Below are 25578 nucleotides of genomic sequence, written 5' to 3' on the forward strand. Positions count from 1 at the left end.
GCGATGACCCAGTGGCTCTACCTGATCTGCGGCGGCCTCTTGCTGTCGTCGGTGCTCGTGCTGTGGCGGCGGGAGTTCGCCGCGATCGTGCGGTTGCTCGTCCTGCAGGGCGTACTGCTCGGCGCGCTGGCGGGGACTCTCGCCGTACGCCTGGGCAGCGTCGAGCTCGGCGTGGTCGCGGTCGGCGTACTCGTGCTGAAGGCGGTCGTAGTGCCGGGGATCCTGCGGCGGGTACTGCGGGACAGCGGTGAGGCGCGGGAGACCGAGCCGATCGTGAACGTGCCCGCGTCGATCGTCGCGGCCGCCCTGCTGACACTGCTCGCGTACGCCGCGAGCCGGCCGATCGTGCGGTTGTCGCCGACGGCCGAGACGCACGCGGTACCGGTCGGGCTGGCGATGGTGCTGATCGGGTTCTTCGTCCTGGTCACGCGGCGGCGGGCGTTGTCGCAGATCGTCGGGTTCCTGGTGCTGGACAACGGGATCGCGGCGACCGCGTTCCTGATCACGGGTGGTGTCCCCGGGGTGGTCGAGCTGGCCGTGTCGCTCGACGTACTGCTGGTGGTGCTCGTGCTGCAGGTGCTGACGGCTCGGCTGCGCGCCGCGTTCGGCGGGACGGACATCGACGAGTTGCGGGAGTTGCACGACTGATGGGCGTTGTCTTGGTGGCCCTGCTCGCCCCGGTCCTCGCCGCGGCGGCGGCGTTGGCGATGGGGTGGCGGCGATCGGTCGGTGCCGGGGCGATCGTCGCGGCGGGCGCGGTGCTGGCGGTGGGCGTCGGTACGGCGGTGTCGGTGGTGGACGGTGGTGCCGTCGCGGCCGGGAGCTGGCTGCGGATCGATGCGCTGGCGGCGGTGCTGCTGATCGTGATCGGCGCGGTCGGGCTAATCGCGACCTGTTGCGGACTCGGGTACGTCGAGGACGAGCTCGCGGCGGGACGGACGGACGCGGCCGGGGCGCGGCGGTACGGCGTACTCGTGCCGCTGTTCCTCGCGACGATGGTGCTGGCCGTGGTCGCGAACAACCTCGGGCTGCTGTGGGCGGCGATCGAGGCGACGACGATCGTGACCGCGTTCCTGGTCGGGCACCGCGGGTCGCGCCGGTCACTGGAGGCCACCTGGAAGTACGTCGTGATCTGCTCGGTCGGGATCGCGCTGGCGTACCTCGGGACGGTGCTGGTGAACTACGCGGCGAAGCAGGCCGGATTCGCCGCGCACGGGACGCTCGACTGGACGGTGCTGGCGGCGCATGCGGGGGAGTTGGACCAGGGCGTGATGCGGCTGGCGTTCGGGCTGCTGGTGCTCGGGTTCGGGACCAAGGCCGGGCTGATCCCGCTGCACAGCTGGCTCCCGGACGCACACAGCCAGGCGCCGGCACCGGTGTCGGCGCTGATGTCGGGCGTGCTGCTGCCGGTCGCCGTCTACGCGCTCGCTCGCTACCGGGTGATCGCTGTCGGGTCGGCTGGTCCCGGCTTCGTGCGTGCTCTCCTGCTGACCGTTGCTCTTGGCTCTCTCTTGCTGGCCGCCGGTCTGCTGCTCGCACAACGCGACTACAAACGCCTGCTCGCCTACTCGAGCATCGAACACATGTCGCTGGCCGCGATCGGTCTCGCCATCGGTACGCCGCTGGCTGTGGCCGCCACCCTCCTGCACGTCGTCGGCCACGGCCTCACCAAGTCCGTCCTGTTCTGCACGGCCGGCGAGATCCTGAACCGGGAACACACCACCCGCATCGCGTCCGTGCGAGCCCTCTTCACCCGCGCACCACTCCTCGCGGGCCTCTTCGCCACCGGCTTGGTAGCCCTCCTCGGCCTGCCGCCGTTCAGCCTCTTCACCAGCGAACTCGCCCTCCTCCGAGCCGGCCTCAACACCCACCTCCTCTGGCCAGTGGCCGCGGTCCTGCTGCTCCTCCTGGTCGCCTTCACAGCCATCACCACCAAAACCACCAGCCTCCTCCTGGGCCCCGAAAAACTGACAGGTGGTGTCACACCCGGCGGCGCCGCGCCCGCTGAGGGTGTGGGGGTGCGTGGGGTTGTGGTTGTTCCCTTGGTGGTGGGGTTGGTTTTGGTGGCGGTGTTGGGGGTTGTGGGGTGGCCGTTGGGGCGGTTGCTGGATGTGGCCGGGGCGATTGTGGGGGTTCGATGAGCGAGCGGGCCGCACGACTGTTGGCGGAGGGGTTCCGGCTGGCGTTGGTGGCTGGGCACGATGATGGGGACTCGTTCCGGGTGGTGTACCTGTTTGTTGCTCCCGGGCGGCGGGAGGAGGTGGTGGTGCGGGTGCCGCGCGACGAGCCGCGGATACCGAGCCTGGCGCGGCTGTCGTTCCCGGCGGGGCGGTTCGAGCGGGAGCTGCAGGACCTGTTCGGGATCGAGGCGGTCGACCACCCGCTGCCCCGGCGGTTGGTACTGCATCAGCACTGGCCGCAGGACTGGCACCCCCTGCGTCGTGACGCCGGCGAGCCGCCCGCGTTCGGCGACGTCGACGAGCCGTACCCGTTCCTGACCGTCGACGGCACCGGCGTGTACGAGATCCCGGTCGGCCCGATCCACGCCGGCCTGATCGAACCCGGGCATTTCCGGTTCTCTGTCGTCGGCGAGACCGTCCTGAAACTCAAGGCCCGCCTGTGGTTCGTCCACAAGGGCATCGAGAAACTTGCCGAGGGCAATCTACCGGCGGACGTACTGCCGCTCGCCGAACGGATCTCCGGCGACACCACCGTCGGCCACGCGCTCGCGTTCTGCCTGGCGGTCGAGGAGGCCCACGGCTGGGCCGTCCCGCCCGAGGCGCAGACCGTCCGCGCCGTCCTCCTGGAACTCGAACGCCTCTACAACCACGTCACCGATATCGGTGCCCTGTGCAACGACGTCGGCCACGGCATCGCGAACGCCCACGCGCAACGCATCCGCGAGCAGCTCCTCCGGCTGAACAAGACCACCACCGGCCACCGCCTGCTCCGCGGCGCGATCACGCCCGGCGCCGTCCGCGTCGACAGCCTGCCCGCGATCGACGAACTCACCGCGATCACCGCCGACATCCAGGAGGTCGTGGACCTCGCGCTCGCCAACAGTGTTGTCCGCGACCGGATGACCGGTACCGCGATCCTGACGCCGGACCAGGCCCGCGACCTCGGCACCCTCGGGTACGTCGCCCGCGCCAGCGGACTGGACCACGACGCGCGCCGCGAGCACCCGTTCACCCCACTGACCACCGGCGTACGACCGGCCGCCCAGACCGGCGGTGACGTCCTCGCGCGGCTCCTGAGCCGCGTGGACGAGATCCACGCGTCCGTGGCTCTCATCGAAGAGCTGCTGGCCACCGGCCCACAGCTGAACGCCGAAGTCGCGACTACCCGGCGCGACGCCGGACGATCGTCCGGCGTCGGGCTGGTCGAAGGCTGGCGCGGCACGATCGCGCACCGCGTCGAGTTCGCCCCGGACGGTACCGTGTCCCGGCTGAAGATCGTCGACCCGTCGTTCTTCAATTGGCCGGCACTCCCGGTTGCGCTCGCGGACACGATCGTCCCGGACTTCCCGCTGACCAACAAGAGCTTCAACCTCTCCTACGCAGGGAACGACCTATGAAACGCCGCCAGCCCAGGCCGATGAAGATCGAGACCGTCCAGAAGTGGGTCGCGTCGGTGATCCTGTTCCACGTCGGCAGCGTCCCGGCCGTATCGCTCGCCGTCTACAGCATCGGTTTCGCCCGGCACGACCGCGGCCGGGGGATCGGCCTCTGGCTGATGTCCGCGGTCATCGGGCTGGTCACGATCGCCGGTATGCGGTTGATCCACCGGCGCAACCCGCTCTCGCTGTGGCTGCTCGTCGGCATCCTCCCGACCGTGGTCACCGGTTTCTGGATCTTCTGACGCTCAGGCGAACGCGGACAGCCCGGTGATCGAGCGGCCGACGATCAGCGTGTTCATCTCGCGGGTGCCTTCGTAGGAGTAGATGGCCTCGGCGTCGGCGACGTACCGGCCGACGTTGTGTTCGAGGAGGATGCCGTTGCCGCCGAGGAGTTCGCGCGCGTAGCCGACGGTCTCGCGCATCCGGGTGGTGCAGAACGCCTTCGCGAGCGACGCGTGTTCGTCGTACGCGACGCCGCCGTCCTGCAGCTGCGAGAGTCGCGCGCAGAGGGTCGCGGAGGCGGTGGTGTTGGCGAGCATCCGGACCAGCAGGTCCTGGACGAGCTGGAAGCCGGCGATCGGGCGGCCGAACTGCTGCCGGTCGCGCGCGTACGCCAAGGCGTGCCGGTACGCACCGCGCGCGCAGCCGACCGACATCCACGCGACCCCGGCGCGCGTCATCAGCAGTACCTTCGCGGTGTCGCGGAACGAGTTCGCCCGAGCCAACCGGTTCGCCTCCGGGACGCGTACGTCGTCCAGCGTGATCAGCGCGTTCTGTACGACGCGGAGCGCCATCTTGTCCTCGAGCTTCGACGTACTGAAGCCAGGCGTGTCCTTCTCGACCACGAACCCCTTCACCTGACCGTCCTCGACGTCGCGCGCCCAGATCACGGTGAGGTCGGCGAACGTCGCGTTCCCGATCCACTTCTTCTGCCCGTTCAGCACCCACGTGCCGCCGTCGCGCCGGGCCGTGGTCTGCAGCCCGCGGGACGCGCCGGACCCGACCTCGGGTTCGGTCAGCCCGAACGCGCCGATCAGCTCCAGCCGGGCCATTGCCGGCAGCCAGCGCTGCTTCTGCTGCTCGGATCCGCACAGGTAGATCGACCCCATCGACAGCCCGCTGTGGACGCCGAAGAACGTCGCGATCGACGGGTCCGCGGTGCTGAGCTCCATCGCGATCAGCCCGTCCAGCAGGAAGCTCCGCCCGGGGCAGCCGTACCCTTCGTACGGCGTACCGACGATGCGGAGGTCGCGCAGCGCCGGGATCAGCTCGAACGGGAACGCGGCCCGGCTCCAGTAGTCGTTGATGATCGGCGCGACCTGCTTGTCGCCGAACTCGCGGACCGCGTGCAGCCGCTCGCGGTCGCGCTGGTCGAGCAGCAGCTCGAGGCCGTAGAAGTCGATCGGGTCGGTGGTCATGAGCTGTCCTATCGGTCCAGGAAGTCGGTGATGATCGGCACCAGCGCGGGTGCCTCGGTGACGAGCTCGACGTGCCCGCCGCGGTACACGTGCAGTTCGGCGCGCGGGATCAGGCCGGCCAGGATGCGGCCGTTGACGACCGGGACGATCGGGTCGTCGTCGCCGGTGAGGACCAGCGTGGGCTGCCGGATCAGCGGCAGGAACGGCAGACTCGTCCAGCACGCCCCCGCGGCCAGCTGGTAGAGGTACCCGCGCCGCGACCCGGCCCTTACCTGCCGCCCGAACGCGGTCCGGATCGCGTCCGAGTGCTGCCGCGCACTTCCGCCGTACAGGTACGCCGCCATCCCGGCCGCGTACGACGGATCGCCGAAGCGCCGCGGTGTCACCATCTTGAACAGCGTGCTCGGCCGCCCGGGCACCATCAGCACGCCGGTCCCGGTGCTGACGAGCACGAGCCGCCGCGCCAGCCGCCGATGCTGGAACGCCAACTGCTGCGCGAGCGCCCCGCCCCAGGACAGCCCGAGTACGTCGACCTCCCGGTACCCGAGCTCGGCCAGCATCCGGTCGACGATCCACGCGAGCCGCGGGATCCCGTCCGGCAACAACCCCGCCGGCGACCCGCCGACCCCCGGTACGTCGAACCGGATCACGGTCCGGTCGAGCTCGTCCACGACCGGCTCCAGTACTTCGAGTCCCGCCCCGATCCCGCAACAGAGCACGAGCGGGGTACGCCGGGGATCGCCGACGCGCACGTCGTACCGGATCAGCCGTCCCGCGACGGCCAGCCGCTCCACGTCAGGACTCCCGCACATAGGTGCCCGGGGCATCGTCCAGCGGCTCCAGCCCCGCCCCACCGGGCGTCTTCGGCGCCTCCTTCATCCGCCCACTCCGCTCGTTCAGCCACCCCATGTAGTCGACCCACCATGACCCCTGCTCCGTAGTTGCCGTCCGCAACCACTCGTCAGGGTCCTGGGGATTCGAATGGTTCACCTGGTACGTCGCCTTCGGGTTCCCCGGCGGATTGACCATGGACGCGATGTGCCCCGCCGTGGACAGGACGAACCGGCTGTCGCTGCCGAGCAGTTGCGTACTGCGGTAGCACGACTGCCACGGGCAGATGTGGTCCGTGATGCCCGCGACCACGTACGAGGGAGTGGTGATCTTGCTCAGGTCGACGGGTGAGCCGAGCATCGTCGCGGCGCCCGGTTCGGTCAGCGCGTTCGTCATCGCCTGCTCGACGAAGCCGCGATGCAGCGCCGCCGTCATCCGCGTGGTGTCGGCGTTCCAGAACAGCACGTCGAAGGCCGCCGGCGTCCGGCCCTGCAGGTAGTTGTTCACCCAGTAGTTCCAGATCAGGTCGGACGGCCGCAGCCACGCGAACACCTCGGCCAGCGCGCGCCCGTCCAGGAACCCCTTCGACGCCGACGACGCGATCGCGGCCGCCGCCATCCGCTCGTCGAGCGCCGCCGACGCGAACCCGGCGCGGCTCTGGTCGAGCACCGAGACGGCGAGCGTGAACGTCGCGACCCGGTCGAGTTCGCCGCGGTCGGCGAGGTACCCGAGCAGCATCGACGCGAGGATCCCGCCCGAGCAGGTCGCGAACAGGTGCGTCGCCTCCGTCCGCGTGATCCGCCGTACGGCGTCCATCGCGTCGAGGATCGCGGCGCCGTACGTGTCGAAGTCCCAGCCCCGGTGCCGGGCGTCGGGGTTCCGCCAGGAGATCGTGAACACCTGCTGGCCCTGCTGGACGAAGTACTCGACCATGCTGCGGCGCGGGGCGAGGTCGACCACGTAGTACTTGTTGATCACCGGCGGGACGATCAGCAGTGGCACGGTGCGGACCTTGGCCGTCTGCGGGGTGTACTGGATCAGCTCCAGGACCTCGTTGCGGAACACGACCGCGCCGGGCGTGACGGCGAGCGTGCTGCCGACCTCGAAGGCGCCCGGGTCGACCATACTCGGGACGCGCGGTGCGGTGGACAGATCGCGGACGAGGTTCCGGGCGCCGGCGACCGTACTCAGGCCGGCCGTGTCGATCAGGGCCTTCCAGGTGGAAGGGTTGATCACCGGGTTGTTGCTCGGGGCAAGGGCCTCGACGAGGTTGTCGACGACGAAGGTCATCCGTTGCTCGTCCCGCCAATCGAGTTCGGCGTCGGACGGGAGGGCTTCGGCGGTTTCGGCGGCGGCCAGGTAGGCCTGGACGATGCGGCGCAGGACCGGGTTCTGGGTCCAGGCCGGGTCGGTGAAGCGGCGGTCGCGGTGGGACGGGGTGCGGTCGGAGTGGCCGATCGCGATCTGCCCGAGTTCGCCGGCCAGGTGGGTCGCCCGGTGGCCGAGAGTGCGCGGCCGGGCGGCCAGGCGGGTCACCATCCGCGCCCACGCCGCGTTCGGCGCGAACCGCCGCAACGGCCCGACCGCCGCGCTGGTGAGCAGCAGGTCGAGTGGCGCAGCCAGTTCGTCGGCGGCGGCACTCATTGGAGGGCTCCTTCCGGGACCACCACGTCGCGGCGCTGGATCTTGCCGGTCGGGCCTTTCGGCAGGCCGTCGACGATCCAGACGGCGCGCGGGTACTTGTACGCCGCGATCCGGCCCCTCACGAAGTCGCGCAGCTCCTCGGGCGTCGCCGTGGCGCCGTCCTTCAGCGCGACCGCGGCGCCGATCTCCTCGCCGAGCGACGGATGCGGGATCCCGACCACCGCGGCCTCGGCGACCGCCGGGTGCTCGTACAGCACCTCCTCGACCTCGCGCGGGTACACGTTGTAGCCGCCGCGGATCAGCAGGTCCTTCTTCCGGTCGACGATGTAGAAGTACCCGTCGTCGTCCTGGCGGGCCAGGTCGCCGGTGCTCAGCCAGCCGTCCGCGTCGATGGTGGCCGCGGTCTCCGCGGGCTTGTTCCAGTAGGACTTCATCACGTTGTGGCCGCCGATCTGGATCTCCCCGATGTCACCAGGCTGCACCGGCTTGCGCTCCTCGTCGACGACTCGCATCCGGACGCCCTCGATCGGGGTCCCGATCGACCCGGGCTTGCGGACCGCGTTCGGTTGGTTGAACGACGCGACCGGCGAGCTCTCGGACAGCCCGTAGCCCTCGAGGATGATGCAGCCGAACGCCGCCTCGAACCCGCGCAGTACCTCCACCGGGAGCGCCGCGCCCCCGGAGATACACGTGCGCAACGTACTCATGTCGTACTTCCCTGGGGCGCTCAGCATCGCGGCGTACATCGTGGGTACGCCCTCGAAGATCGTCACCTTGTCGCGCTGGATCACCTCCAGCGCCTTGGCGGGGGAGAAGCGCGGGATCAGCGTGAGCGTGGCGCCGTTCGCGATCGACGCGTTCAGCCCGCAGGTCAGGCCGAACACGTGGAACAGCGGGAGGCAGCCCATCACCACGTCGTCCGGTCCGACCATGATCAACGTGCGCGCGGTGACGGCCTGGTTCGTGTTCAGGCCGGCGTGCGTGAGTTCGGCGCCCTTCGGACGGCCGGTCGTGCCGGAGGTGTAGAGGATGACCGCCGTGTCGTCGCCGTCGCGGCTGGCCGGGTTCGCGAGCGGGCGGCGTTCGGCGACCTGGGCGCGGAACTCGCCGGGTGCGACCGGGATCAGCTGCGCGCCGGCGTCCGTGGCCTCACCGGTGACCTCGTGCCAGGCGAACAGCACCTTCGCGCCGGAGTCGCCGAGGTAGTACTCGACCTCGCGGCGCTTCAGCAATGGGTTCATCGGTACGGCGACCGCGCCGGCCCGGAGAATGCCGTAGAAGATCATCGCGAACTCCGGCAGGTTCGGCAGCATCAGCCCGACCCGGTCGCCGGGCCGGACGCCGTACTCCTGCAGGAGCGTGGCCACGCGGGAGGCCGCGTCGTCGAGGGCGGTGTAGGTCAGGACGTCGTCGTCCAGGCGGATCGCGGGGTGGTCCGGGTACATGGCGGCGGACTCGGACAGATTCAGGCTCAGGTTGGTCATCGCGTACTCCGGGTGGTCGGCTTGCTGTACGTCCACGATCGGGCGGTTGTCGCGGGCAGGCGATGGGGCGGCGGCCAACGTCACGGCGCTGCGGGTGTGCGCACGGACAACGGGGCTCTTATGCTCCGAAGATGAGTGCACTCGACGGGCTGGTGGACCGGATGACTGCGCAGGCCGACGAGCTGAGCGAGGCGATGGCCTCCCGGATCGAGGCCGAGATCGAGTTCTACCGGACGGGCGGCCTGGTGCCGCACGAGGCGCTGCGGGCTTCCTGCGCGGCGAACTTCCGGTACATGCTCGAGTCGCTGGGCGGTGCCAGTTCCGATCCGGTGTCGGCGCGCGAGACGGGCCGGTTGCGGGCCGAGCAGGGTGCTCCGCTGGCCGACGTGATGGCGGCGTACCGGGTCGGCACGCGGTACTTGTGGGACGCGGTGCTCGCGGAGGCGGCATCGGCCGGGCTGTCGGACCAGATCGTCGTGGAGGCGTCGAGCCGGCTGTGGCAGGTGCAGTCGTCGTACACGGATGCGATGACGGATGCCTACCGCGACGTCCAGTCGCGACGATTGCTCGCGCAGGACCAGGAGCGGTCGGCGCTCGTCGAGGCGCTGCTCGAAGGGCGGATGCCGGGTGGCGGGACGGTCTGGGAGGCGGCCGAGTTGTTGCGGCTCCCGTACAAGGGGCCGTTCGTCGTCGTCGCGGCCGCGGTACCGGAGGTCGGGCGGCAGGCGCTGCCGGCGGCGGAGGAGCGGTTGCGGTCGCTCGGGCTCGCGTCGGCGTGGCGGCTGCTGCCCGAGCTGCAGATCGGCGTCGTCGCGGTCCCGTCCGGGCGGCTCGGCGTACTCGTGGAGCTGCTCGAGAAGTCGGCGACCGGACGCGTCGGGATCAGCCCGCCGTACGACGAACTCGACGGCACCGGCCAGGCCGTACGGTTCGCCCGGGTCGCGCTTGCGGGATCGACGGCCGTCACGTTGTTCGACGAGTCGCCGTTGACGATGGTGGCCGCCGCGGCGCCGGACGTCATGCAGTACTTCGTCCACAAGGTGCTCGGCGGGCTCGACGACCTCGCGCCCGACGACCGCGAAGTACTGCTCGAAACCCTCTCGTCGTGGTCGACGCACAACGGTTCCGCGACCGAGACCGGCGAACACCTGTACTGCCACCCGAACACGGTCCGGCACCGCCTGCACCGGATCGAGGAACGCACCGGCCGGTCGCTCACCGACCCGCGCGCCGTCGCCGAACTCCTGCTCGCGCTGGAGGCGTCCAAGGCCACGCCGTGATCGCGCTCCGCATCAGCTGCGCGGCCGTCGACAGGTTCGCGTCCGCGCTCCACAGCAGTGACAGCGTACGGCGGCACTCCGGGTGGTCGACCGGGATCGCCGCCACCGGGTAGTCGGGCATCGATCGGCGCGCGAAGTCCGGGTTGAAGCCGATGCCGAGACCGGAGCGGATCAGCTCCTGGATGGCCGCGGCCTCGTCGCTCTCGCAGACGATCCGCGGCGTCAGGCCGGTCTCCGCGAACAGCCGATCCAGCAACCACCGCTGCCACTGTCCCTTGCGCGCGATCACGAACGGCTCGTCGGCCAGGTCCTCGACCCGCAGCGACGTGCGCTGCGCGAACGGATGATCGAGCGGCGTCACCACCAGCACCGGCTCGTCGAGCAGTACGGCGGACTCCAGGCCGGCGTTCGGGATCGGCTGGGAGGCGACGCACAGGTCGACGTCCTGCGCGCGCAGCCGGCGTGGCATGTCCTCGGCGGGCAGCTGCTGCAGCTCGATCTCGATCCTGGGGTGCTCGCGTTTGAACGCTGCGATCGGCTCGGTCAGCGCCAGGAAGGTCTCGGCCGCCAGGCGGACGCTGCCTGCTCCTTGCTCGGTGGCCTCGGCGACGGCGCGTTGCCCGGCGTCGAGTTCGCCGAGCGCGCGTTCGGCGTACCCGCGGAAGAGGGCGCCGGCCTGGTTCAGCCGGAGGCGGTTCGTGCGGTCGAAGAGCGGCGTACCGAGTTCGTTCTCCAGGCGGGCGATGCTTCGGCTCAGGGACGGCTGGGCGACGTGCAGTTCGTCGGCGGCGCGGCTGAGGTGTTCGAGGCGCGCGACGACGACGAACTGGCGGAGCGTGGTGAGGTCCATCATGCGTCCCCGGTCATAACGAGATAGCGATATTGGTCTTGGACTCTCATAACTCCAGAATCATAGTGTCGAACCATGATCAGTGGGTGGGTGTTACGTGGACTCGTCGCCGCGCATCTGGTGGCGATCTTCGCTCAGCCGGTGTTCGCCGGCGTCTATCTGAGCGGCGACTTCGACGGGCTCCGGATGCACGCGATGGGCGCGAACATCGCGACGTCGATCGGCTATCTGCAGCTGATCGCGGCCGTGGTGGTGTGGGTGCGGTTGCGGCAGGTGTGGCCGTTCGTCGCGACGCTCGGCGTGGTGGCCGCGGAGACCGTGCAGTACTTCGCGGGGCAGGACGGGGCGCTGTGGCTGCACATCCCGCTCGGGGTGGTGACCATCGCGGCGGTCGTGCTGATGTTCGTCGCGATCTGGCGGCAGCCGGTGAAGGCGGTCGAACATGCCTGAGCGGATGAGTCGCAGACAGATGCTCGGGATCGGCGGAGCGCTCGGCGTGGTCGCGGCCGGCGGGTTGTCGAGCGCCGCCGCGCTGGCACGGCGACCGGCGATGACGGGGGCCGTACTGCGGAGCGGCGTACCGTTGCCGCCGGCGTACCAGGTGCCGCTGCCGATGCCGCCGGTACTGTCGGGCTCGGATCGGTACGAGGTCGTCCAGCGGGTGGTGGACGCGGAGATCCTGCCCGGCGTGAAGACCCGGCTGTGGACGTACGGCGGGACGTTCCCGGGGCCGACGATCGAGTCGCGGCGCGGGCACGCGATCACGGTTGCCCACCGCAACGAACTGCCGGTGCCGTCGGTGGTGCACCTGCACGGCGGGCGGACACCGGCCGCGTCCGACGGGTACCCGACCGATCTGGTCAACCCGGCCGGCTGGTCCGGCATGGGGCACGGAATGGGGCAGGGAATGCACGATCCGCGCGCGGTCACCAGCGAAGTGAGCCGTGTGTATACGTATCCACTCGACCAGCGGCCGACGCTGCTCTGGTACCACGACCACCGGATGGACTTCACCGCACCGGCCGTCTGGCGCGGGCTGGCCGGGATGCACATCGTCCGCGACGACGCCGAGGACGCGCTCGGGCTGCCGTACGGCGTCCGCGAGCTGCCGCTGATGATCGCGGACCGGGCGTTCGCCGCGGACGGTTCGTTGGACTACCCGTCGATCGATCCGTCGTTGATGATGCAGCCCGGGGTCAAGGAGCCTTATATTGCGGGCGTTCTGGGTGATGTCGTGCTCGTCAACGGCGCGCCCTGGCCGGTGCACGAGGTCGACGCGGTCCGGTACCGGCTGCGGATCCTGAACGCGTCGAACGCCCGGCACTACGACCTCGAGGCGGTCCTCGACGACGGGCGCCGCCTCGACCTGATCCAGATCGGCGCCGACCAGGGACTACTCGGTCAACCGGTCACGCATCGGAACCTGCCGATCGCGCCGGCCGAGCGGTACGACGTGATCGTGGACTTCGGCCGGGTCCCGGTCGGCAGCCGGGTACGGATCATGAACCGGCTGGGCTCCGCGCGGACGCGGGACGTGCTCGCGTTCCACGTCGTACGGAAGGCTGCTGACCCGAGCCGGATCCCCGACGTACTGTCCGACGACCTGCCGGAGTGGAAACGGTCGGAGGCCGTGCGGGTGCGGGACTTCTCGTTCCGGGCCGGGCAGATGGGAGACGGGCACGGGTGGCTGATCGGCGGGCAGCCGTTCGCGCCGGACCGCACCGACGTCACCACGCGGCTCGGCGATGTGGAGGTGTGGCGGCTGGTCGCGGACGTGCATCATCCCGTGCACCTGCATCTGGTCGGATTCCGGATCCTGTCCCGCGGCGGCGGCGACCCGCTGCCGCACGACGCCGGGCTGAAGGACACGGTGTCGTTGCGGCCGGGGGAGTCCGCCGAACTCATCACCCGCTTCGACGGCTACCGCGGCCGGTACCTCTTCCACTGCCACAACGCCGAACACGAAGACATGGGCATGATGGCCAACCTCGAGGTCACGTGATCACTCGCGCCAGCCGGTGAGGTCGACGGCCTTTGCCGTGTCGACGCGGAAGCCGAGTTTGACGACCGACTCGGCGCCGGGCTCGAGGTCGAGTTTCCAGGTCAGGACGCCGAGGTCGGTGCTCTCGGCCGGCTGCGGGTCGGCGGTCACCGGCTTCACGCTGATCTCGTGGTCACGGGCCACCGGGAGCTGGTCGAGGACCGTGATCTTGGCACGGCGGGGCGTGTGGTTCTCGATGCGGGTCTCGTACTCGACCTGCCGCCGCCGCGTGGAACCGAGCGTCGCCTTGGACGCTTCCCGGCGGACGAGTTTGCGCTCGACGCGAATGCGGTCGTCGAGGCCGAGTGCGAGTTCGACGTCCTCGCCCGGCGCCCACAGCGGCAGCGCCGCCGAGCCGACGAAGTCCGCGTCGTGGAAGACCGCGGCCTTGCCGCCCGGGAGTGTGTGGTCCGACGAGTTCACCACGGTCGCCCGGAGGTGGACGTCGGTGGAGCGAACCGGCGCGGTGACGTAGTCCAGGTCGGCGTCGAGGTCGAACGCGGCGATCGTCGCGCGGTGCAGCCCGCCGTCGGCAGGGACAGCGACCGGACGCGGCGGGGTGTACGTCGCCGCGGTCACGCCCTGCTCGACCGTCGCGGTGAGGTCGGCCAGCAGGGCCGACTGCTCGTGGACCGCCATCGGATCCTCATCGAAAACCGCGCGGTCACGTCGATCCGCCTGCATGCCGTAGCTCGCGACCGCGCCCGGCGCTCGCGGCGCCGCGACCACCGGCACCGGCGGGCGGAAGCGGTCGAGGTACCACGGGTCCAGCTCCGGCACCTTCGCCGTCACGGTCGGCCGGGCTGTCGACAGCGTGAGGTCGCACTCCGGCCAGTCCTCCCCGGAGTACTGGTTGATCATCGCGAACCACGTCAACGTCAACCGATCGCCCTGCAGCCGCACGTCGTACGAACTCGTCCAGCCGGCCAGCGGGACGACGTACGACAGCTCGATCTCGACCTCCGCCTCCGCGGGCAGCTCAAGTGCGACGGCGGCCGCCTGCCGGTCCGGGACCCGCTGCTCGCGCAGGGCCGCGAGCCGCCGGTCCACCGCCGCGAACTCCTGCTCGGCCTCGCGGCGTTGCGCGGCCAGCTCCCGGCGCTTCGCCCGTACGGCGGACAACCGGCCGGCGAGCGACTCCGTGAACCCGCCGAGCTCCGGGTCCGACTCACCCGCGGCCAGCGCCCGCGCGAAACTCCCACCGGCCCGCTTCGCCAACTGCCCGAGGAACGTGTCCAGCTGCGCCTGCACGTCGTCCGCGTCGGCGAGCGCCGCGACCGCGTCCTGCGCCTCGTACCACGACCGCTCCACCGCCGCGACCGACTCGTCCGGCGCCTGCGCATGATGCTGCATCGTCAGGTCCACCCCGAGCACAGTCGCCGAACCGCGCCCCGACACCCGCACACTGTCCGGCTCCAACTCCATCGGCAGCGGCCCGACGTACACGGTCCGATCCCCACCCGGCACGGTAACCACACCACGCCGAGTCACCCGCGCCCGCTCCGGATAGACGGTCACGGCCACAATCGGAGCATCCACGACAAGTTCAGTCATGCCTTCGACAGTAGGACATACCACCCAGCCCCACGCCTACTGCGCGACGCTCGCTACGGCGTGGGGCCGGGCGGTATGTCCTAGCCCTGTGGTGAGGGCTCCAGCTTGTACTTCGGTGGTGTGACGCGGGCCGTCGCGGCCGACGTGTTCGCCGGGACGCTGATGGTGCCGCGCGACACCCATTCGGTGACGTTCGCGATCATCGTCGCGACGGCCTGCTGCGACGCGGCGTCCGGCTCGGGGACGGTCCAGTTGGACGGGCAACGCCGTACCAGGAAGCAGCCGAACGCGAAGGTGGACGCGTTCAGGACCCGGGCACCGGACGGCGCGGTGTAGACGGTGGTGTCCATCGGCGCGGCGCGGCCGTTCGTGTGACAGGTCGCGGTGCCGCTCACCAGCGTCGTCTGCCCGGGCTGCTTGTAGAGACCGGCCCAGACGTTGTCGACCTCGCCGGCGATGAACCCGGGCAGCTTGGAGCCGACCGGGAGGCCCTTGAACAGCCAGTTGCTCGTCGTGGTCAGCGTCCCGGCGTTCACCGCACACAAGTAGTCCGCGCCGAGCAGCGGCTGCGACGCGTACGCGTCACCCTGATACCGCCAGGTGGTGGAGTTGTACCCGTCGGTGTACCGGTCGATGTCCCACGACCGCCGGCTCTCGTCGGTGAAGGTGATCAGCCGGTACGCCGTGTTCGCGCCGAGGTTGGCGACGTTCACGCCCTGCTTGATGCCCTGGCTGATCGCGGCGCGCATCCGCGTCGAGTAGTACTCGTCGTGGCCCGGCAGGAACAACGTCCCCGCACGGTCCTTCAACTGGCCGCCGTACAGGTCGAGGTCGTTGTCGGTCCAGTAGGTGACGTCCAGGCCCTTCGACTCGGCCCAGAAGATCAAGCCCTGCTCGAGCGTGAGGTACTGGCCGGAGCCCTGGCCCTCGTCGTACGGACGGTCGAAGGTGAGACGGCCCGAGCCCGCCGACAGGCTGGTGTAGAAGCTCCTGCCGCCGTAGGCGTTGTACGCCTGCCAGGTCGCGGTCGCCTGCTGGATCAGCAGGTCGTGCTTCGCGCCGGTGTCGTCCCGGACGGTCAGCGGCACGTACGTCGCGAGGGTGCCGTCGCTGATCTTGATCAGGTACGTTCCGGGCACCCAGTCCTTGTCGACCGGGATGCTGAGCGTCTTGGTCCAGTCCGCCGCCGACACCATGTTGAGCGGCTTGCCGGCCGCCGTCGTACCGCCGATGGTCGCCTTCGGCTGCACCACGGTCGGTACGTCGTCCTGCCGCCAGACCTCGCGTGCGCCGAGACCGGCGTAGTACCCCATCCGGTACGCCACGACGCTGACGTTGTTGCCGGACGTGACCTTGAGGTCGACGGTGTCACCGCAGGTCGCCGAGACCTTCGTCAGGTACGCGGCGAAGTCCGGGCTGGTCGCGGTCGCCGGGATGACCCAGTCGCCGGTGCCGGTCTTCGCGTTCTCGGCCGTGGTGGCCGGCCAGGTCTGGGGGCATCCGGCCGGAACACCGGCGAACGCTTCGGCTTCCAGCATCGGCATGTCGGCCGGCGGCGCGATGAAGGTCCGCGTGGTCGTGCCCGAGGTGAGCACGGTTCCGGTCGAGGTGGTCGCGGACACGCTGAACGTCACCGTCCCGCCGAACCTGGACAGCTTCACACCGTTGACCGGGATCCCGAGCCGGGCGCCGGCCGCGACATTGATCGGCGCCTTCGGCGTCCAGGTCGCGTACCCGGCGCTGACGGCGAGCGTGCCGTTGACGGTCGTGTACGGACCGGTCGCGTCGGTCGGCAGCTGCAGCCGTACGGCGGCCAGCGTTCCGGCGCGGGTGACGGTCGCCTGGTAGACCAGGTTCGTCGTCTGGGCCGGGATCGGGTTGGACGCGACCACGGCGACCTGCGGCGTGTAGGTCCGGATCGGCTGCAGGACGCCGGCGCCGGAGGTGATCACCTGGTTCGCCGTACCCAGCGACTTGAAGCCGAGCGTCCACGGACCGCCGGCGGGCAGCTTGATGCCGTACATCGGGATCGCCAGCTTGGCGCCGACGGCGACGTTCGTGACCCGGGCCGGGCGCCAGCGCAGCACGGTCCGGGTCACCGAGCTGACGGTGCCGTTGACCGACGTGATGTGCCCGCTGGTCCCGTCCGGGATCGCGACCGTGATCTCGCGGATCGTGCCGGCCTTCAGCACGGTGGCGCGGTAGGTGAGTGTGGTGGTCCCGTTCGTGGCTTGAGTCGCGGTGACCGAGACACCGGCCGCGGCCGCATCGGCGGCCCGGTCGACGAAGACGAAAGCGACGACGGCGAGAACGAGAGCGAGCGCTGCCACAAGCAGCTTGCGGAACATTTGTTTCCCCCAGGGAAGGGCGGACGGCGGATTCCCCCAGGCGGAAGAGTAGAGAACAAAACGATTTCGGTCCAGACCGTAACCGGCCGTGCTGATGCCACTGCGGAGAGCGCTGGAATTCCCTTGTATTGCAGGTTGTTGCAGCGGTTTCGCACTAGCGGGGGAACGGCGGCTGTGGCAAGCGGAAACTGTCGGTGGACGTCCTCATACTGGAAACCGTGAAGACACTCGAGCGTGTCATCGTCGGACTGCTGTCCACGTTCGTGCTGCTCGTGACGGCGGTCGCCGTGACCGGCACCGCCCAGGCGTGGCGGCTGCACGACCGGCCGCTGCCGTTCTCGGACGTCCGGGTCCCACACGGCGGTGACGCGGTGCTGCCCCCGGCGGACTCGTCGGCCGGCAGCACCCTCGCCGTCGTACTCATCGTCGCGATCTGGATCGGCTGGTGCGTGCTGCTGCTCGGCGCCGTCGGCGGCGGCCGCTACCTGGTCAGGAAGCTCGCCCGATAGGCGCGCGGGCTGCTGCCTTTCCACCGACGGAAGGCCTGCGAGAAGCTCGACAGCTCCACATAGCCAAGGCTTTGGGCGATCTCGGTGACCGGCACGCCCTTGAGCAGCAGCTCCTCGGCAAGCCGCTCGCGGATCTCGTCGAGGAGCCCGCGGAACGACGTACCCTCGGCGGCCAGGCGTTCGCGGAGGGTCCGGTCGCTCAGGTACAGCCGGGCGGCGACCTGGCCGGCGTTCGGCGGGTGGGCGATCTCGGCGAGGAGCAGGTCGCGGACCCGGCCCGCGAGGCCGGCCCGGGCGCGGCGCGACTGGACGAGCTCCCGGCATTGCGCGGTCGCCATCGCGAGGGTCGCCGCGTTGGCCTGGGGGAGTGCGGCGTCGAGCAGGGCCGCGTCCCAGGCGATGACGTTCTGCGCCGCGCCGAACTGCGGAGTACCGCCGAACACCTCGCGGTACGGCGCGATCTCGGCCGGCGCCGGGAACGCGAACGTCACCCGCGCCAACGGCAGCGGGGTGGCGAACAGGTCCCGCTGGATCGTCTGCACGCCCGCCATGTCCCGCTCGACCAGGAACCGCTCGGCTCCGTCGACCACCAGCTGCATCTCGCCCGCCGTCCGCCGCGCGGTGATCTCGCAGAACGCGAACGTCAGCTCGAGGAACTGCAGCGCCACATCGATTGCCGAGCGCAACGTTCTGCTGCTGAGCAGCGCGAAGCCCCAGATCCCGTACGACGTCAGCCGGAACCTCGCGCCGGCCTGCAACGCGAGCCCCGGCACGTCTCCGGCCGCGGCGAGCAGGTTGTGCACGATCCGCAGCTCCTGCTCCGCCCGGACGACGGCCTGCGGATCGTGCAGTTGCTCGAGGTCGAGCCCCGATCCGCGCAACGCGGTCGGGGCGTCCACCCCGTGGTCCTCCGCCAGTTGCACCATCAGCAGTGCACCGGTCGGCGACCGTGGTATGTCGGTCCGCGCCATCCGCCGATCCTAGTAACTCTTCCGCCGCCGGTCATCTGTGGCGCGACCGCGGAACTTCAGAGACTGAAGTCATGAGCAACTACACCGAACAGACTGCTTGGCGGGCCATCCAGGAGTTCCTGCCCGCCGGCTACCGACTCACGCCGGACAGCGAGCCGGCCGAAGAGTGGTGGCAGCACCGCGGCCACCGCATCCACCTGGACACCTACCGGAACGCCGCTGCGCCGGTGAAGGTGATCCTGTTCCACGGTGTCGGCACCAACGGCCGCCAGATGACCACGATCCTCGGCCGTCCACTCGCCGAGCACGGGTACGAGGCGATCGCCGTCGACATGCCGACGTACGGCGTCAGCGAGGTCGCCGATGGTGCGGTCGTGACGTATGACGACTGGGTGCGGATCGGGTCCGACCTGGTCGACGCCGAACTGGCGAAGGACGACCGGCCGATCGTCCTGTACGGCCTGTCCGCGGGCGGCATGGAGACGTACCACGTGGCGGCGCTGAACAAGAAGGTCGCCGGGATCGTCGGTATGACGTTCCTCGACCAGCGCTCGCTCCGGGTCCGGGTCGAGACCGCCTTCGACCCGCTGACCGGCCTGGTCGGCGCCCCGTTGATGAAGGCGCTGGCGAAGACTCCGGTACGCGGGCTGCGGGTGCCGATGCGCTGGGTCAGCAAGATGCGCGCGCTGGTGAACGACCAGGACGCGAAGCGGGTCACGTACGCGGACCCGACGTCGGCCGGAAACAACGTGACCATCGCGTTCCTGGACTCGTACCTGAACTACCAACCGGTGACCGAACCCGAGGACTTCGACGTCTGCCCGGTGCTGCTCACCCAGCCCAGCGCGGACCGCTGGTCCCCGCTGCACCTCTCGACCCCCTTCCTCAGCCGGATCACTCAGGTCCCGGTGACCACCACCCTCCTCACCAACGCCGGCCACTACCCGCTCGAGCAGCCCGGCCTCGACCAGATGGTCACTGCGATCGCCGCCTTCTGTGCCGAGCGGCATTAGCGTTAAAACTCCGAGGGTGGGCTGAGCCCTTGACTCCATCGCTTCTGACTCAGTAGCTTGCGGTCAGGTCTTTTAACGTTAATATTCAGGAGTCCGCCGATGCAGCACACCAATCGTGGGCCGGTCCCGCACGGGCACGTCACGCTTGCCCAGGTGGCGCAGCGCGCGGGAGTGTCGGCGCAGTCGGTGTCGAACGCGCTGAACAACCCGGACCGCGTCGCGGCGCAGACCCGGAAGCGATCCTGGCCGCGGTCGAGGAGCTCGGGTACGAGCCGAACCTGTCCGCGCGGGCGCTCCGCAACCGCAGTTCGTCGCTGATCGCGTTCAAGATGCGCCCGGCCCGCCCGGACAAGGCGTCGATGCTGATGGACGACTTCCTGTACGTCCTGAACGCGTCCGCGGTCGACGCCGGGTACCACCTGATCCTGTGTCACGCCGAGGGCGGCCAGGCCGGCGAGATCAAGGCGTACCGCGATCTGCTGAAGAAGACCTCGATCGACGCGTTCATCCTCGCCGAGACGCACCGCAACGACGACCGCGTCGCGGCGCTGCGATCGTGGGGTGTGCCGTTCGCCGCGTTCGGCCGGTCCTGGGACGGCGACGACGACATGGCCTGGGTGGACGTCGACGGCCGCGCCGGTACCCGCGCCGCGACCGCACATGTCGCGGCCCAGGGACATACCCGGATCGGCCACATCGGCTGGCCCGCGGAGTCGGAGCTCGGCGAGGACCGCCGTACGGGCTGGCTGGACGCCTGCCGGGAACGCAACCTGGACACCGATCTGCAGGCCGCCGTTGTCGACTCGCTCGAGAACGGCCGCCAGGCCGCGCACCGGATGCTCGACGCGGCCCGCCCCGCGACCGCGCTCGTCTGCGCGTCCGACACGCTCGCGCTCGGCGTCATGCGTGCCCTGCACGAACGCGGCCTGCGCCCGGGCGCCGACGTCGCGATCACGGGGTACGACGACTCGCCGACCGCCGCGCTGGTGAGCCCGGGACTGACCACGCTGCGGCAGCCGATCGACGAGGTCGGACGGCAACTGATCCAGGCCGTCGACAACCTGATGGCCGGGGATCCCCGGATCCCGCACCACGTACTGCTCGAACCCGAACTGATCGTCCGCGACTCCAGCCTGTCAGGCCGAAGGGACACACGATGAGGCACCGAACCAGATTGCTCGCGGCGTTGACCGCCGGAGCACTCGTGGTCACCGCACTGCTCTCCGCACCGTCCGCTCCGGCGGCCACCCCGGCCGCCGACCCGTTCGTCGTCACTGTCGAGAACCTCCCCAGCGGCCGCGGCGTCGCGGGCGCGATGGACCTCCCGTCGTACGGCGGCGTCGACTGGGTGCACGTCACCGGCACCGCGATCGACCGCAAGCCCGGTACGCCGACGCTCGCCGTCGACGACCTGAACCCGTCCGGCGGCCGCACCACCCTGGGCGACAGCCCGGTCGCGTTCGGCTGGCCGGGGACGACCGGTGTCACGACGGGCGGCGTCTTCAACTACGACACCACGACCGTCGGCGACGCGACCGCGCACGCCGCCGGGTACCGGATCACCGTGCCGGCCGCCGACTCGCCACGACGCCTGGTGTTCGTGGGTGGGATCTGGCAGGCCACCGGCTCCGTGACGGTTGCCTCAAGCAACGGCAGCTACACGACCCCGGTCACCGCCGGCGGTACGGCGGCCGTGAAGCGGTACACCGTGACGATCCGGCCGGGGGAGGGCGTCGTCGTCACCGGCCGGTACGCGACCAAGCTGCAGGCCGCCGGCAACCTGTCATTGTCTGCAGTCGGATTGTCAACAATCGACAGCGCACTGACGCCAACTGCCGCGCCGGTCTCGATGAACCTGACCGCGGACGGTACGTCGGACTGGCTGCACCTCGACGGCACGACCGTCAACCGGCGCGCCGGCCAGCCGCAGCTCGCCGTCACGAACCGGCAGACCGGCGGCACGATCGGCGCCCAGAACGACAACGCCGTCAGCTACTCGTGGACCGACGGCACGCCGACCGCGTCGCAGACGGGTACGCACCACGGCGGGATCTTCTTCGCCGACGGCGCGAACACCGGCGTCGACCTCACCGACCCGTACGGGTACGACCTCACGGTGCCGGCCGCCGCCGAGCCGCGGACGCTGCGCTTCGTGTCCGGGGTGTGGCGGGCCGCGGCGACGATCTCGGTGTATCTGAACGGTTCGACGGATCCGGTGGCGGTGAACACCGACCTGGTGAGCTCCGATCCGTCGGTGACCAAGTCGTTCGAGCTCAACCTCGCGGCCGGTGACTCGGCGCGGATCAGCGCCCAGGTCACCCGCAAGACGAATGCCTCCGGCAACGTCACGCTGGCCGGCGTCGCGCTGGCGGGTACCTCGGCCGACGGCTACCGGCAGCTGACGAAGAACGTCCTCGACGAGGCCGCCACGGCAGACGTCGCCGCCGCGACTGAGGCCGCTCAGAACCAGCTGGACCAGGAGATCGCGGCGGCTCGCGCAACGATCGGCAACACCTCGGCGTCGCGGGACGAGCTACGGCTGGCGTACGTGCTGGTGAAGGCCGCGTACGACGAGGCCCTCTCGTCGGCGGCGAACGCGCAGTACACGTTCGTCACCAACCCCGGGCTGACCTCGTCGTTCGGGTGGGAGGGCGACCTGAACGCGCCGATCGCTTTCATCGACGGGAGCTACCGGCTGCGCAGCCGGGGCGACGCGATGATCACGTTCGGTGTCCCGAACATCCCGGGCAAGATCAAGTGGTCGAACGCCGAGGGCTACCTGCCGGCGTTCGTGAGCGAGTACGCGAAGGACGGGCTGCAGATCACAGTCGAGAACTTCGCCGACCTGGTCGTTGTCAACGGCAACCGCTTCGAGGTCGCGTACTCCCGGATGAAGGTCACGAACACCACCCAGCAGGAGGCGAAGCTCCCGCGGGTCTCGAACCTGCTGACCCCGCTCAACGCGGCACCGGCGACGGTCGGTGCCGGTCAGACGGTCGTCCGCGACTACGCGGTGGCGGCGGACCGGTTCGACGGGACGTACGATTGGCCGACCGCGGACCAGCTGGCCCAGCTCGGCGGGTTCGACCAGCACTACGGGCACATGCGCCAGTACTGGAACCAGCGGCTGTCGAAGATCGCGAACCTCACCAACCTCCCGGACAAGCGGCTGATCAACGCGTACAAGGCCGGCTACATCTACACGCTGATCATCCGCGACGACATCAACGGCACCAAGGAACTGCACGTCGGTGAGAACGGGTACGACGAGATGTTCGACCACGACACGATCGGGATCGTGTCGACGCTGCTCACGATCGGCGATTTCACCTACGCCAAGGACTACCTGACCTCGCTGCCGGCCCAGCTGCAGTACGACGACGCGAAGTGGAAGTACTCCTGGCCGTACGCGCTCTACCTGCAGCGCACCGGCGACAAGAGCTTCATCCGCGAGCGGTTCGAGACGATCAAGAAGAACACGCACACGATCGAGACCGACCGGATCGACGGTGGCAAGGGCATCATCAAGGCCACCAACGCGATCGACTCGCACGGGTACTGGACGATCGACAACTGGGCGGCGCTGACCGGCCTGACGACGTACCGCTATCTCGCCACCGCCCTGGGGGAGACCGGCGAGGCGGCCTGGGCGAAGGCGCAGTACGACGACCTGTTGCGGGTGGCAACGGACCGGATCAACCAGACGATGGCGCAGTACAACCTGGACTACCTGCCGATCTCGATGGTTGAGCCGAACGAGACCGGGCCGCGCAAGGACCCGCGGGACGCGAACTGGGCGTCGATGTTCCTGTTCGGCCGCTGGGCCTGGGACGGGTACCTGTTCGGCGCCGAGCAGAGCGGGTCGATGTTCACCATGATCGACGACACGTACACGCACGGGTTCGAGCGGCGCAAGGACATCTCGGACACCATCTACAACTTCGGCGGGTACCCGCACGGGTACTTCTCGAGCGCGTACAACGCCGGGTACGGGAGCGCCGCGCTGCGCGGTGAGCAGTACCGCGACCTCGGGATCAAGGCGTACCAGTTCATGATCGACAAGAGCCAGAGCGGCCCGTTCGGCTGGTGGGAGGGCGTCGACTACCCGAGTGCGACGTCGCCGTGGAACATCGACCACGCGGCCGGCGGTGGCGGGTCGAACCAGCACATGTGGGGCCAGTCGACGGCGACCAAGGTGCTGTTCGACTCACTGATCGCGGAGAAGTCGGACGGCACCGTGATCGTCGGCCGCGGCGTACCGGACGAATGGCTGCGGGGGAACGGCGAGAAGATCGGGCTGGACGACTACCCGATCACCGGCGGCCGCCTCGGCTACAGGCTGTCCGTCGCGGGCAAGACGGTCACGATCCAGTTCACCGGCAACACCCCGGCGGCCAGCATCGAACTACCGGGACTCCGCAACAACATCGCGAACGTGTCGGGCAGGTCGACGGTGGACCAGACCGCCGGCACGATCGAGGTCCCGCGCGGCACCTCCCGGGTGACGATCGTCCTCAAGCACACCCTGTAGACCGAGTCCTGACGGCCGGGGCCGGCTCCCCGGCCGTCAGGCGAAGGTCAGTTCGTTGAGCAGCCACCGGTCGCCCTGGTGCTTCAACTCGACCCGCAGCCGGAGCTTGTTCACCGCCGCCGGACGGGCGGACGACTTCGTGGTCACGTCCGCGAACACCAGCAACTCGGCCGTGTCACCAGAAAGCGTGCCGACGGCAACGTCCGACACCTTCCCGGTGGCGCTCGGTCGCTGCGAGACCTGCTGCTTGATCGCCGCCACCGACGGCGTGAACTTGCCGACGAACGCCTCCGTCGACCCAGCCTGCACGTTCGCCACGAACTCCCCGAGGTGCGCCCAGTCGTAGGTGAACGCGGCCTCCACGTCCTTCCGCCCGGCCGCGAGCACCGGTGCCGGGTCAGGAGCGGGCGTCTGCTGCGAGAGCCGATCGGCACGCTCCCGCTCCGAGTCGGCCTTGGTCCGCATGCCGAAGTACCCGAACACGCTCACCGCGGTGGTTGCCAGCAGCAACGCGATTACCAGCGCGCCGGCCACCGCCACGGCAACGAGGGGAGAACGCCGCGCAGGCGGAGGAGGTGTCATGCCGGGGAATTGGCTCACGCCAGGACACTAGTCCTCCGCGGGGTGATCAGCTGCCTGTGAGTTGGTTGACGAAGGCTGTGGCGGCTTCGTAGGTGAGGGGTGGTTCGGGATTCCAGGGCAGGACCCGGCCCTTGACCTCGGACCAGGACGGGATCTCGGCCAGCTTGCCGGGGCTCAACGAATTCGGCCGCTGGTCGTACAGCAGGACGTCGGCCGCGTGGTTGGTCGGGAAGTCGGTCCATTTCACGACCTCCCAGCCACCCGCGGTGGTGGTCGGCGTGAACGGGACGCCCGCGTCGCGGAGCAGGCGGAGTGACGGCCAGTACGCCGGGTTCGCGACGTACGCGTCCGTCGGGGTGCCTCCGGAGAGCGCGACGAACTGCTTGTCCGTGGGCAGCTTCTCGAGGGCTGACGTGAGCGCCTCGGCGGGGTCGCGGACGTCGGCGCCGAGGGCGGTCGCGAGATCGTGGAAGCGGTCGATGACCGACGCGAGCGTACGGTCCCCGGCGATGCCGATGAGGGCGACCGGTGCGACGTCGGCGATCGCGTCGGCGGGGATGCCGTACACCTCGCCGCCGTACGTGACGCTGACGATCAGGTCCGGGCGGAGCTCCGCGATCAGGGCGGTGTCGACGGCGTCGCCGGCGCCGACGGACGGGGCGTCCACGCCGGCGAGCGGTGCGGATCCGGCGTCCGCGTGGTGCTGCGAACCGAAGTACCCGACGACCGGTACGCCGAGGGCCGCCAAGGTCTGCGCGGCCTGTGCGTAGGCCAGGATCCGGGTCGGGCGGGCGGCTGTGGTGACGTGCTCCTGCCGGTCGTCGTCGAAGGACCAACCGTCGACTGCCATGCGGTCTCCTACCTTCTCGCGAGCATCGGAATGTCCGTTGCCATCATGACCGA

At 69.9% G+C, this 25578-nt stretch carries 22 protein-coding genes; 12 read left to right on the forward strand and 10 right to left on the reverse strand.

The window, feature by feature from the left end; genetic code table 11:
* Positions 1 to 3: 3 nt before the first annotated feature.
* The 4 genes from ACXJJ3_RS40920 to ACXJJ3_RS40935 are packed head-to-tail and all read left to right on the forward strand — an operon-like array spanning position 4 to position 3861.
* Positions 4 to 648 carry a hypothetical protein gene (locus tag ACXJJ3_RS40920; protein WP_458167439.1) on the forward strand — a complete coding sequence of 215 codons (645 nt, stop codon included), beginning with the start codon at positions 4 to 6 and terminating at the stop codon, positions 646 to 648.
* Complete coding sequence (locus ACXJJ3_RS40925; protein ID WP_458167440.1) at positions 648 to 2141, forward strand: proton-conducting transporter transmembrane domain-containing protein; 1494 nt, start codon at positions 648 to 650, stop codon at positions 2139 to 2141. The genes ACXJJ3_RS40920 and ACXJJ3_RS40925 overlap by 1 nt, the downstream gene beginning before the upstream one ends.
* On the forward strand, positions 2138 to 3577 hold the full coding sequence (locus ACXJJ3_RS40930) for a hydrogenase large subunit (protein ID WP_458167441.1): 1440 nt from the start codon (positions 2138 to 2140) through the stop codon (positions 3575 to 3577). Before ACXJJ3_RS40925 ends, ACXJJ3_RS40930 begins: the two co-directional genes overlap by 4 nt.
* Positions 3578 to 3597: 20 nt before the next feature.
* The gene (locus tag ACXJJ3_RS40935; protein ID WP_458167442.1) at positions 3598 to 3861 is read left to right on the forward strand and encodes a hypothetical protein; all 264 of its coding nucleotides are present in this window, start codon (positions 3598 to 3600) and stop codon (positions 3859 to 3861) included.
* A gap of 3 nt (positions 3862 to 3864) precedes the next feature.
* On the opposite strand, the gene ACXJJ3_RS40940 is transcribed toward ACXJJ3_RS40935, so the two are convergent.
* From ACXJJ3_RS40940 to ACXJJ3_RS40955, 4 genes are read right to left on the reverse strand one after another with little or no spacing between them, the layout of a single operon-like run.
* A complete protein-coding gene (locus ACXJJ3_RS40940) occupies positions 3865 to 5037 on the reverse strand; it encodes an acyl-CoA dehydrogenase family protein (RefSeq protein WP_458167443.1) in 1173 nt (390 codons plus the stop codon).
* A gap of 8 nt (positions 5038 to 5045) precedes the next feature.
* Positions 5046 to 5831: an alpha/beta fold hydrolase gene (locus tag ACXJJ3_RS40945; RefSeq protein WP_458167444.1), complete on the reverse strand. Its 786-nt coding sequence runs from the start codon at positions 5829 to 5831 to the stop codon at positions 5046 to 5048.
* A gap of 1 nt (position 5832) precedes the next feature.
* On the reverse strand, positions 5833 to 7512 hold the full coding sequence (locus ACXJJ3_RS40950) for a PHA/PHB synthase family protein (protein WP_458167445.1): 1680 nt from the start codon (positions 7510 to 7512) through the stop codon (positions 5833 to 5835).
* Complete coding sequence (locus ACXJJ3_RS40955; protein ID WP_458167446.1) at positions 7509 to 9080, reverse strand: long-chain-fatty-acid--CoA ligase; 1572 nt, start codon at positions 9078 to 9080, stop codon at positions 7509 to 7511. Before ACXJJ3_RS40955 ends, ACXJJ3_RS40950 begins: the two co-directional genes overlap by 4 nt.
* A gap of 47 nt (positions 9081 to 9127) precedes the next feature.
* Between ACXJJ3_RS40955 and ACXJJ3_RS40960 the strand changes: the two genes are divergently transcribed.
* Positions 9128 to 10276: a PucR family transcriptional regulator gene (locus tag ACXJJ3_RS40960; RefSeq protein ID WP_458167447.1), complete on the forward strand. Its 1149-nt coding sequence runs from the start codon at positions 9128 to 9130 to the stop codon at positions 10274 to 10276.
* Here ACXJJ3_RS40960 and ACXJJ3_RS40965 read toward each other — a convergent pair.
* Positions 10212 to 11129: a LysR family transcriptional regulator gene (locus tag ACXJJ3_RS40965; protein WP_458167448.1), complete on the reverse strand. Its 918-nt coding sequence runs from the start codon at positions 11127 to 11129 to the stop codon at positions 10212 to 10214. The two genes, ACXJJ3_RS40960 and ACXJJ3_RS40965, sit on opposite strands and share 65 nt — an antisense overlap.
* Positions 11130 to 11201: 72 nt before the next feature.
* Here ACXJJ3_RS40965 and ACXJJ3_RS40970 point away from each other — a divergent pair, with 72 nt between their 5' ends.
* Both ACXJJ3_RS40970 and ACXJJ3_RS40975 read left to right on the forward strand, forming a co-directional pair.
* Positions 11202 to 11576, forward strand: a complete 375-nt coding sequence (locus ACXJJ3_RS40970) for a hypothetical protein (RefSeq protein ID WP_458167449.1) — start codon at positions 11202 to 11204, stop codon at positions 11574 to 11576.
* A 4-nt stretch (positions 11577 to 11580) separates the two neighbouring features.
* Positions 11581 to 13128, forward strand: coding sequence for a multicopper oxidase family protein (locus ACXJJ3_RS40975; protein WP_458167450.1), 1548 nt, complete (start codon positions 11581 to 11583; stop codon positions 13126 to 13128).
* On the opposite strand, the gene ACXJJ3_RS40980 is transcribed toward ACXJJ3_RS40975, so the two are convergent.
* Positions 13129 to 14721, reverse strand: coding sequence for a DUF4139 domain-containing protein (locus ACXJJ3_RS40980; RefSeq protein ID WP_458167452.1), 1593 nt, complete (start codon positions 14719 to 14721; stop codon positions 13129 to 13131). It abuts the gene before it with no gap.
* Between the two features lie 80 nt (positions 14722 to 14801).
* The gene (locus ACXJJ3_RS40985; protein WP_458167453.1) at positions 14802 to 17069 is read right to left on the reverse strand and encodes a N,N-dimethylformamidase beta subunit family domain-containing protein; all 2268 of its coding nucleotides are present in this window, start codon (positions 17067 to 17069) and stop codon (positions 14802 to 14804) included.
* A gap of 218 nt (positions 17070 to 17287) precedes the next feature.
* On the opposite strand from ACXJJ3_RS40985, the gene ACXJJ3_RS40990 reads away from it, so the two are divergent.
* Entirely contained in the window at positions 17288 to 17578 is a 291-nt protein-coding gene (locus ACXJJ3_RS40990; protein WP_458167454.1) for a hypothetical protein, read from the forward strand.
* On the opposite strand, the gene ACXJJ3_RS40995 is transcribed toward ACXJJ3_RS40990, so the two are convergent.
* The gene (locus ACXJJ3_RS40995; RefSeq protein WP_458167455.1) at positions 17551 to 18549 is read right to left on the reverse strand and encodes an AraC family transcriptional regulator; all 999 of its coding nucleotides are present in this window, start codon (positions 18547 to 18549) and stop codon (positions 17551 to 17553) included. The two genes, ACXJJ3_RS40990 and ACXJJ3_RS40995, sit on opposite strands and share 28 nt — an antisense overlap.
* A gap of 71 nt (positions 18550 to 18620) precedes the next feature.
* Between ACXJJ3_RS40995 and ACXJJ3_RS41000 the strand changes: the two genes are divergently transcribed.
* From ACXJJ3_RS41000 to ACXJJ3_RS41015, 4 genes are all read left to right on the forward strand, one after another.
* The gene (locus ACXJJ3_RS41000; RefSeq protein ID WP_458167456.1) at positions 18621 to 19562 is read left to right on the forward strand and encodes an alpha/beta hydrolase; all 942 of its coding nucleotides are present in this window, start codon (positions 18621 to 18623) and stop codon (positions 19560 to 19562) included.
* Between the two features lie 99 nt (positions 19563 to 19661).
* Positions 19662 to 19880 carry a LacI family DNA-binding transcriptional regulator gene (locus ACXJJ3_RS41005; protein WP_458167457.1) on the forward strand — a complete coding sequence of 73 codons (219 nt, stop codon included), beginning with the start codon at positions 19662 to 19664 and terminating at the stop codon, positions 19878 to 19880.
* Positions 19881 to 19891: 11 nt separating this feature from the next.
* On the forward strand, positions 19892 to 20722 hold the full coding sequence (locus ACXJJ3_RS41010; protein WP_458167458.1) for a substrate-binding domain-containing protein: 831 nt from the start codon (positions 19892 to 19894) through the stop codon (positions 20720 to 20722).
* On the forward strand, positions 20719 to 24093 hold the full coding sequence (locus ACXJJ3_RS41015; protein ID WP_458167460.1) for a sugar-binding protein: 3375 nt from the start codon (positions 20719 to 20721) through the stop codon (positions 24091 to 24093). Before ACXJJ3_RS41010 ends, ACXJJ3_RS41015 begins: the two co-directional genes overlap by 4 nt.
* Positions 24094 to 24129: 36 nt before the next feature.
* On the opposite strand, the gene ACXJJ3_RS41020 is transcribed toward ACXJJ3_RS41015, so the two are convergent.
* Entirely contained in the window at positions 24130 to 24693 is a 564-nt protein-coding gene (locus tag ACXJJ3_RS41020; RefSeq protein WP_458167461.1) for a hypothetical protein, read from the reverse strand.
* 28 nt (positions 24694 to 24721) lie between these two features.
* On the reverse strand, positions 24722 to 25525 hold the full coding sequence (locus ACXJJ3_RS41025; RefSeq protein WP_458167462.1) for a hypothetical protein: 804 nt from the start codon (positions 25523 to 25525) through the stop codon (positions 24722 to 24724).
* Positions 25526 to 25578: the final 53 nt, after the last annotated feature.

The sequence above is a fragment of the Kribbella sp. WER1 genome, from assembly GCF_054189145.1.

Excerpts from the sequence above, each read along its gene's own strand:
- ACXJJ3_RS40975 (WP_458167450.1), top strand. The coding sequence starts at position 11,581 with ATGAGTCGCAGACAGATGCTCGGGATCGGCGGAGCGCTCGGCGTGGTC.
- ACXJJ3_RS40925 (WP_458167440.1), top strand. The coding sequence starts at position 648 with ATGGGCGTTGTCTTGGTGGCCCTGCTCGCCCCGGTCCTCGCCGCGGCG.
- ACXJJ3_RS41025 (WP_458167462.1), bottom strand. The coding sequence starts at position 25,525 with ATGGCAGTCGACGGTTGGTCCTTCGACGACGACCGGCAGGAGCACGTC.
- ACXJJ3_RS40960 (WP_458167447.1), top strand. The coding sequence starts at position 9,128 with ATGAGTGCACTCGACGGGCTGGTGGACCGGATGACTGCGCAGGCCGAC.
- ACXJJ3_RS40935 (WP_458167442.1), top strand. The coding sequence starts at position 3,598 with ATGAAGATCGAGACCGTCCAGAAGTGGGTCGCGTCGGTGATCCTGTTC.
- ACXJJ3_RS40950 (WP_458167445.1), bottom strand. The coding sequence starts at position 7,512 with ATGAGTGCCGCCGCCGACGAACTGGCTGCGCCACTCGACCTGCTGCTC.
- ACXJJ3_RS40995 (WP_458167455.1), bottom strand. The coding sequence starts at position 18,549 with ATGGCGCGGACCGACATACCACGGTCGCCGACCGGTGCACTGCTGATG.
- ACXJJ3_RS40985 (WP_458167453.1), bottom strand. The coding sequence starts at position 17,069 with ATGTTCCGCAAGCTGCTTGTGGCAGCGCTCGCTCTCGTTCTCGCCGTC.
- ACXJJ3_RS41000 (WP_458167456.1), top strand. The coding sequence starts at position 18,621 with ATGAGCAACTACACCGAACAGACTGCTTGGCGGGCCATCCAGGAGTTC.
- ACXJJ3_RS40920 (WP_458167439.1), top strand. The coding sequence starts at position 4 with ATGACCCAGTGGCTCTACCTGATCTGCGGCGGCCTCTTGCTGTCGTCG.
- ACXJJ3_RS41005 (WP_458167457.1), top strand. The coding sequence starts at position 19,662 with ATGCAGCACACCAATCGTGGGCCGGTCCCGCACGGGCACGTCACGCTT.
- ACXJJ3_RS40970 (WP_458167449.1), top strand. The coding sequence starts at position 11,202 with ATGATCAGTGGGTGGGTGTTACGTGGACTCGTCGCCGCGCATCTGGTG.
- ACXJJ3_RS40980 (WP_458167452.1), bottom strand. The coding sequence starts at position 14,721 with ATGACTGAACTTGTCGTGGATGCTCCGATTGTGGCCGTGACCGTCTAT.
- ACXJJ3_RS40940 (WP_458167443.1), bottom strand. The coding sequence starts at position 5,037 with ATGACCACCGACCCGATCGACTTCTACGGCCTCGAGCTGCTGCTCGAC.
- ACXJJ3_RS41015 (WP_458167460.1), top strand. The coding sequence starts at position 20,719 with ATGAGGCACCGAACCAGATTGCTCGCGGCGTTGACCGCCGGAGCACTC.
- ACXJJ3_RS40965 (WP_458167448.1), bottom strand. The coding sequence starts at position 11,129 with ATGATGGACCTCACCACGCTCCGCCAGTTCGTCGTCGTCGCGCGCCTC.
- ACXJJ3_RS41010 (WP_458167458.1), top strand. The coding sequence starts at position 19,892 with ATGCGCCCGGCCCGCCCGGACAAGGCGTCGATGCTGATGGACGACTTC.
- ACXJJ3_RS40930 (WP_458167441.1), top strand. The coding sequence starts at position 2,138 with ATGAGCGAGCGGGCCGCACGACTGTTGGCGGAGGGGTTCCGGCTGGCG.